Raw genomic sequence first — 6337 nt, 5'->3', positions numbered from 1 at the left:
CCCGACTACCGAAAATAACGGAAGCATCATTTAAAGTGAGATGTTCGATTTTTGCTCCGCTGGTGTCACTGGCACCAAGATAAACGGTAGCGCCACTGCTTAAATCTAAACGTCCTTTAGAAAAAGAGTCACTATCGATATGGATAACTGAGCTATTACCAGCCACTCGTGTATCCATAATAATACCGCCGTTATGGACAAAAAGTTCGCCACTATTCACCAATGAATTTTCAGCTAAGGCGTCCAGCCCCCGGACAGAAAGAGCACCACCATTTAGGATGGTATTGTTTGCATAGGCAGGTGCTAATGGATTACCGGTTGTTGCATCATTTAACGCATCAATATAAACGTTACCGCCAGATAATATATTGGCATTTAAAACGTTCCCTTTGGCATACGCCCAAATAAGTCCACCGTCGCCGACGGTTGTGTTAACTGAGGAGCCATCACTAAAAACTCGTTGTTCTCCATATAACATGGTATCTAATGCGGAAACATTAACGCCAGTAATTGACTGAAATCCTCCAGCCTCAACCAGTGTGTTTTTTACTAATCCTACATTATTGGGTAAGCTCGCCGGGAAATAAACATATTGCTCCCCACCTTTTTTCACCACGGTACCGCTAACTTTGTCAGTACTATAAACATACTGCTTACCACCCTCATTTATGATGGTATTGTTGGACTCACCGTTATAATAAATGTATTGCAAGCCACCGCTATTAACGATGGTGTTATTTGCGACCCCATCATAATAAACATTCTGTCTACCTTGGTCGGACACCTGAGTATTGTTTGCGGTTCCTTTATCAAAAACATACTGTAAACCACTATTTTTAACGATGGTATCGTTAGCAACGGATAACTCACCCTGTTTAAAATACTGTAAATTTGCAGCATTGCCGCCAGTAGCCCCAAAAACAAGCATGCGACCGCCGTCAATTAAACTATGATTAGCCACACCGCCTTGAACATAAATATCACCGCCTTTATTCACTACGGTGTTATTAACCACAGCCCAACCCCAACGTTCGATAGGCATCTCTTGACTAAAATCATCAGACCAACCGCCAGCCGTTACTCGTCCGTTATTATTAACAATAAACCTGTCCTGGCTGATCAAACCACCATACTGAGTTCCTAATGAGACGCCGGTTGTGCCACCGCCATCACCAATGACCGTATCAGCATTAACATAAGAAGAAATGACTAACGGGAATAACGCAAGAAAAAGCGGAGAGTATTTATATTTCATAATATAATAGCATCCATTCATTATGTTATATTTAACAATATTTATTTGTTAACTTATTGAATTAATTTGGTATTAATTCGAAAAGAAGATGTGCTATTTATATTTAATATAATTAGCACATCTAACTATCGGTTGTTATTTAATGACAACATCAGAAGCTATAGCGAATACCTAGATGCCCACTATATGGTGTTTCAATATGGCTACCGTTGGAGTAATTAATTTCCCCATAGGTTGACCACTGATTATCTAGTTGAGCGGTTAAACCAACGCCATATTTACCGACGGTGCCGGACATATCATTACTGAAACGTTCGGTATCGTTAATAATAACGTCGTTATTCTTCTGGAATTCATGGCTTACCGCCAGACGGACATAAGGCTTAAGCAAAGCCCCACTGTCTAGCACAAAGGTGTGACCAATCGTGGTACCCACTTCAGTTTTCAGCGACTGCGCACTATCGGCTTTCGCTTTCATACCGCTGTCCAACTCATAGCTTGTCTTACCACCACGGAACGCTGATCCCATGATATAAGGCTCAATAAAATAGCTGTCTAACTTAATGTGTTTACCCACTTCGACTGATGCACCAAAACCATTGGTATTATCGCTTCCGCTGGTTTTTCCACCGTTGAAGTTAGCATTATTTTCCGTTTTAAAGCGGTTGGCTTTTAACACCCCATCGACGTAATAACCAGAGTCATGCATCCAAGTGGTATAAACACCGAGACCATAGCTATCCACTTTGCCATCACCACTGCGGGAATCCAGCTTAGAATGAGTGTAGGAGAACAGACCACCAATTAATAAGCGGCTTCCTTGCAGTTCAATGGCGCGATCGCCACCTAACATCACCCCGTTCATATCTTGTTTATAACCAACGTTATCGGTAGAAACGCGATAGCGACTGGTAATATATTTACCCCATGTGCCATTTTGAGCTGAACGGTTGTCACGCAGATCGCCTAAGCGAGTTCTTAAGGTAGACAGTTCGCCGTCCCAAATGGTTGGCGTTACGTTGGCCATAGCAATAACCGATTTCGCACTCTCGGACAGTTCCGGCGTTGGGTTTGGCGTGACAGAACCACCGCCGTTGTCACCCGGAGTCCCTGGCTCGGTAGGGTCTGTTGGTTCAACTGGTGCAGCCGTTGGAGACAGATACCAGTTATCAGTGTCTGTATCATCACCCTGAACCAGATAGTATTTATAAGCACCTAAATCGACGCTGCCGTTAAGCAAAGTAAAGTGCTCGGCGTTACTGCTATTGGCATAGATCAGATGATGAGGATCAACTCCGGCCACGGAACGTTTTAATTCCACGCCGGAATCCATTACCTTGACATTAAAACGGCTGTTAACATCCAGCGGATCGCTGATGCTCAAGAAGTCACCCTGCCCGCCGTTAATGTTGGTGTTCATCACAAACGTACCGTTACCGGATAATGAGATCAGATCCAAGCGGCTGTACTTACCGGCATCACTGCCATCCTGACGGCCGAAAACCACCGAGCCATCATTCATCTTCAATGTTTCAACCGTTGCAGTTGATTCGCTGGTATTGGCATTATGCTCAATATATAGCGTTGAATTAGCACTCTGTAAGTCAACGTTTCTAGCCCAGGCTCCTTTGCCGCCTAAACTCGCATTAGTCCAGGCATGTGCATCACCACCCTGCATGGTCAAAGAACCATCTACCACATCCAGTGAACCGGTAGAATATGCGCCATAAGCAATATAGGAAGAACCACCGTTTTGAACGGTCGTATCTTGAAGATGGCCTAATTCGGCCGCCACTTGGCTACCGCCATCAACAACGGTACCAATGGCATCAGCATAATATCCAACTCGCTGTTCACCACCGGTAAAAATAGTGGCATTTTTAGCGATTTGATCGCGCCCTACCCAGCCATCAGTTTCCACCCACTCCTCGCCGACCCAACCGCCTTTTTTACCGCTCACGATTTGTAAGCCATAAACCTGCGCATTTTCAGCCGAGCCCGTATGGATTCGCTGCGTACCTCCGGCATAGATAACCGCATCTTTAGAGACTTGATTTGATCCTCTTAACTTCAGATCGGCATCTGACTCCCATTGACCGTTTCTCCAATCACCATCAACAGCACTAATGACCTGCACACCATAAACATGAGCCCCTTCAGAAATACCAACCTGAAGTTGCTGACGCGCACCACCATAGATAGTGGTATTGCGATCGGAAACCGAATCACCACCTGCTCCGGCATAAACACGTTGGAATGCACCGTTATAAAGTGTGGTATCAATCGATAAACCACTCGCTAACTGGTAACTACCGTTGCCTATATGGGCATTTATCGAGGTGCCACCATAAATAATTTGTTGGCCACCATTAATGACAATCGTGTCTTCAGCAACGACATTACTCATCACTGACATCTGCATAAAGCCGCCATTAATGTAGTTGGCTTGAGCATAGCTAGAGCTACCTAACGTAAGCTGTCCCCCCGCATTAACTAAAGTATTATAGCCTTTAGAACTATTACTCAGCGTCAATTGGCCGCGATCTTCAAGCACCGTATCATAGGCCGTCGTTGACCCCGTCATCAATAAAATGCCGTTGTAAACCTTACCATTGTTGGGATCAACGATACCGCCTTTAACCGTGCTACCAATAACAACACTGCCGCTGTTTACCGTGACTTGTAATGAGTCAATCGCGTTATTCAAGCTATAAGAATTATTACTCACATCAAGCGATTGTATTCCCGAACTAGGAAACCACGTTCTGGTGAATGTCTTACCGTGAATATACTGATTACCAGTAATAATAGAGGTGTTCTTATTTGCCCATTTGTCTGAAGCTATCGGCCAACCATCGGTATTAGCGGAGTCGTTTAAAATAGCATTCACATCCGGTGTTGCTACCTTAGACGGAAAGGCTTCAGGAGGAACTTCAACAGAATAAGCGGGAAGAGAAACTGCAAATAACGCAGGTAGCGCTAAAACTAACTTATTTAACTTCATATCTAAATCCTTTTGGTTACCACTTGCATCCAAAACGTTTTTCTACGCAAGGCAAAATCAATTAAAACAGTTGTTTATTCAACCAAAAATAAACAACGGCTTTAAAATAAGCCATACAAAGTCATTGTGTGCGGATGTTAGCATACATACAAAGTTAAATGACAGCACAAAAAATGTCAAAAATACAAATTAGTGGTTTTTACGATCGTCTTCAGGCCAAAAGAACAATAAAAACACCCAAACGACCAGAATCCACAGGAGATTGAATGATAAAAAAACAAACCATTAAAATATAAAATACATATTAATCAATGCGTTAAAAGATACCAATAAGAGATTTAATGCTATTAATATATATACTCAATTGATAATCACCATAAGTTATAGATAAAGAGTGGTCATAATAAAAAATAAACTAATCTGTTGCTGGATATAAAAACAACAAAATTTAACTTAATAAAAATAAAGAGATTGCATTATAACTAGTTTTCAATAATGACATTAAATGTTCGTAAGCTAATTCATTGAAGCACTACACATTATTCGAATAAAATAATGATCCGATGCGGATATATGGACAGCAAGGATTTAATAACAAAAGTAATAATAACAACAATGAATTAATTTGAACGAAATATAATAAAAAACAGATGCTGCTCAAAGTAGGTAACCCCGTTTAGATTAGTCGTTATATCACCCCCCTCAGTGTGAATCATAAATTGGTACGTTCTCTCAGCAGTTGCACCCATTAAATATTTTCTTTTCCTATGTAACAACAACACTATCAAGGCCAGATAAAAAATAGCCACTTACCTATCAAAGACAGGTAATGGCTATTCATCATCAATGTATAATGGGCTAAATGATTATCTTACTTCCAGAAGTCAAACTTACCTTTAAAACCTGACTCTATACCTGAAAATACGCCTTCCACAAAACCACCCAAAGTAAAGCCTGCTAAATGCCCTACCGTTTCACCGGACAGGCCAATACCTGAGGAAGCAATCAATTTGATACCCGCACCTAGCGCAGGAGAAAAACGATCGGCGGCACTCTGAACCAATTTAATACCGGTATCACCTAAAGCTTTACCTAAAACGCCACCGACTGAAGCAAACGAGTCCTGAATAAAACCCGCACCACTTACCTGTTCAATTTCAACTAAATTGAGTTCTCTCATTACTTCATCCTTAAAATAGAGGAATTACTTCTTGTTAAACAAAGAATAAATCCAGTTTACTGGTACCGCAATGATGCCACCGATGGTTCCACCAATCTTATCGCCCACCACTTTCCCTGCCGTACGAGAAGGTAGATCAACAACAGCATAGACTGCCTTCCATAAGGCATCGCCAATAATTCCTGCACCATTTACATGCTCTATCTCTTTACAAGAAAGTTCTCTCATATTAAATCCTTAGCTAGATAATTATTTTATTCCTAAAAAGCCTTACTTAAACGTAAAGTAAAGGTGAAATATATGCCTATTTCGTTACTGAATATATATTAAAGAAAATAATGAGAAAGTTATTTTTATCTAAAACCACAAAAATAAGTAATTAGAAAAAATAACTTATCAAAAGAAATAATTAAAAATAAATAAATACATGTTAAATATAATCAATAATAAATATTTACTTACCATTAAAATAAGTAAAATTAAATCATTACGTATTAAAACTTACTCGCTTTCAAGAATATAAATATGACGATCAACATCTCTCTGGCTAACACCCAAAGTTCGACAAATTTCTTCTCGACTTCTCCCTTCGGCAATTAATGTTTTAACATGTTTAGCAATGTTACCTTCATGGCCTTGATAGATATAACTCACCTGAAAAGTCTTATTGCACATCATACATAAGTATCGTTGCAGCCCAGAGCGGGCTTGACCATGACGCCTGATTCGCCCGCTGTGCTTGCAGTGGTGACAAACGGGAGGTTTAATATCCATAGTCTTCTCCTTTTTAATAAAAGCATTGTGTCCATTCTTAGTTTTCAAAATTTCTAGATAATCGACTTACCTAAAAACCTATAGAATAAAAATCAAAAAAACTTGAGTAATAAGGTTGAAATCA

At 40.5% G+C, this 6337-nt stretch carries 5 protein-coding genes; all 5 read right to left on the bottom strand.

The window, feature by feature from the left end; genetic code table 11:
- The coding region (locus BMZ28_RS07945) for an AIDA repeat-containing protein (protein WP_175474935.1) at nucleotides 1-1255 on the bottom strand (1255 nt) is incomplete at its 3' end.
- A 151-nt stretch (nucleotides 1256-1406) separates the two neighbouring features.
- The gene (locus tag BMZ28_RS07940) at nucleotides 1407-4259 is read right to left on the bottom strand and encodes an autotransporter outer membrane beta-barrel domain-containing protein (protein WP_074822162.1); all 2853 of its coding nucleotides are present in this window, start codon (nucleotides 4257-4259) and stop codon (nucleotides 1407-1409) included.
- A gap of 871 nt (nucleotides 4260-5130) precedes the next feature.
- Nucleotides 5131-5439: a hypothetical protein gene (locus BMZ28_RS07935; protein ID WP_047781199.1), complete on the bottom strand. Its 309-nt coding sequence runs from the start codon at nucleotides 5437-5439 to the stop codon at nucleotides 5131-5133.
- Between the two features lie 24 nt (nucleotides 5440-5463).
- Complete coding sequence (locus BMZ28_RS07930) at nucleotides 5464-5667, bottom strand: hypothetical protein (RefSeq protein ID WP_047781200.1); 204 nt, start codon at nucleotides 5665-5667, stop codon at nucleotides 5464-5466.
- Nucleotides 5668-5940: 273 nt separating this feature from the next.
- The gene (locus BMZ28_RS07925; protein WP_047781201.1) at nucleotides 5941-6213 is read right to left on the bottom strand and encodes a transposase-like zinc-binding domain-containing protein; all 273 of its coding nucleotides are present in this window, start codon (nucleotides 6211-6213) and stop codon (nucleotides 5941-5943) included.
- Between the last annotated feature and the right edge of the window lie 124 nt (nucleotides 6214-6337).

It is taken from the genome of Pragia fontium DSM 5563 = ATCC 49100, from assembly GCF_900112475.1.
Lineage (GTDB): Bacteria > Pseudomonadota > Gammaproteobacteria > Enterobacterales > Enterobacteriaceae > Pragia > Pragia fontium.
Note: the sequence above shows the minus strand (reverse complement) of the source record. Positions and strands in the feature narration are given on the sequence as shown.

Excerpts from the sequence above, each read along its gene's own strand:
- BMZ28_RS07940 (WP_074822162.1), bottom strand. The coding sequence starts at position 4,259 with ATGAAGTTAAATAAGTTAGTTTTAGCGCTACCTGCGTTATTTGCAGTT.
- BMZ28_RS07935 (WP_047781199.1), bottom strand. The coding sequence starts at position 5,439 with ATGAGAGAACTCAATTTAGTTGAAATTGAACAGGTAAGTGGTGCGGGT.
- BMZ28_RS07930 (WP_047781200.1), bottom strand. The coding sequence starts at position 5,667 with ATGAGAGAACTTTCTTGTAAAGAGATAGAGCATGTAAATGGTGCAGGA.
- BMZ28_RS07925 (WP_047781201.1), bottom strand. The coding sequence starts at position 6,213 with ATGGATATTAAACCTCCCGTTTGTCACCACTGCAAGCACAGCGGGCGA.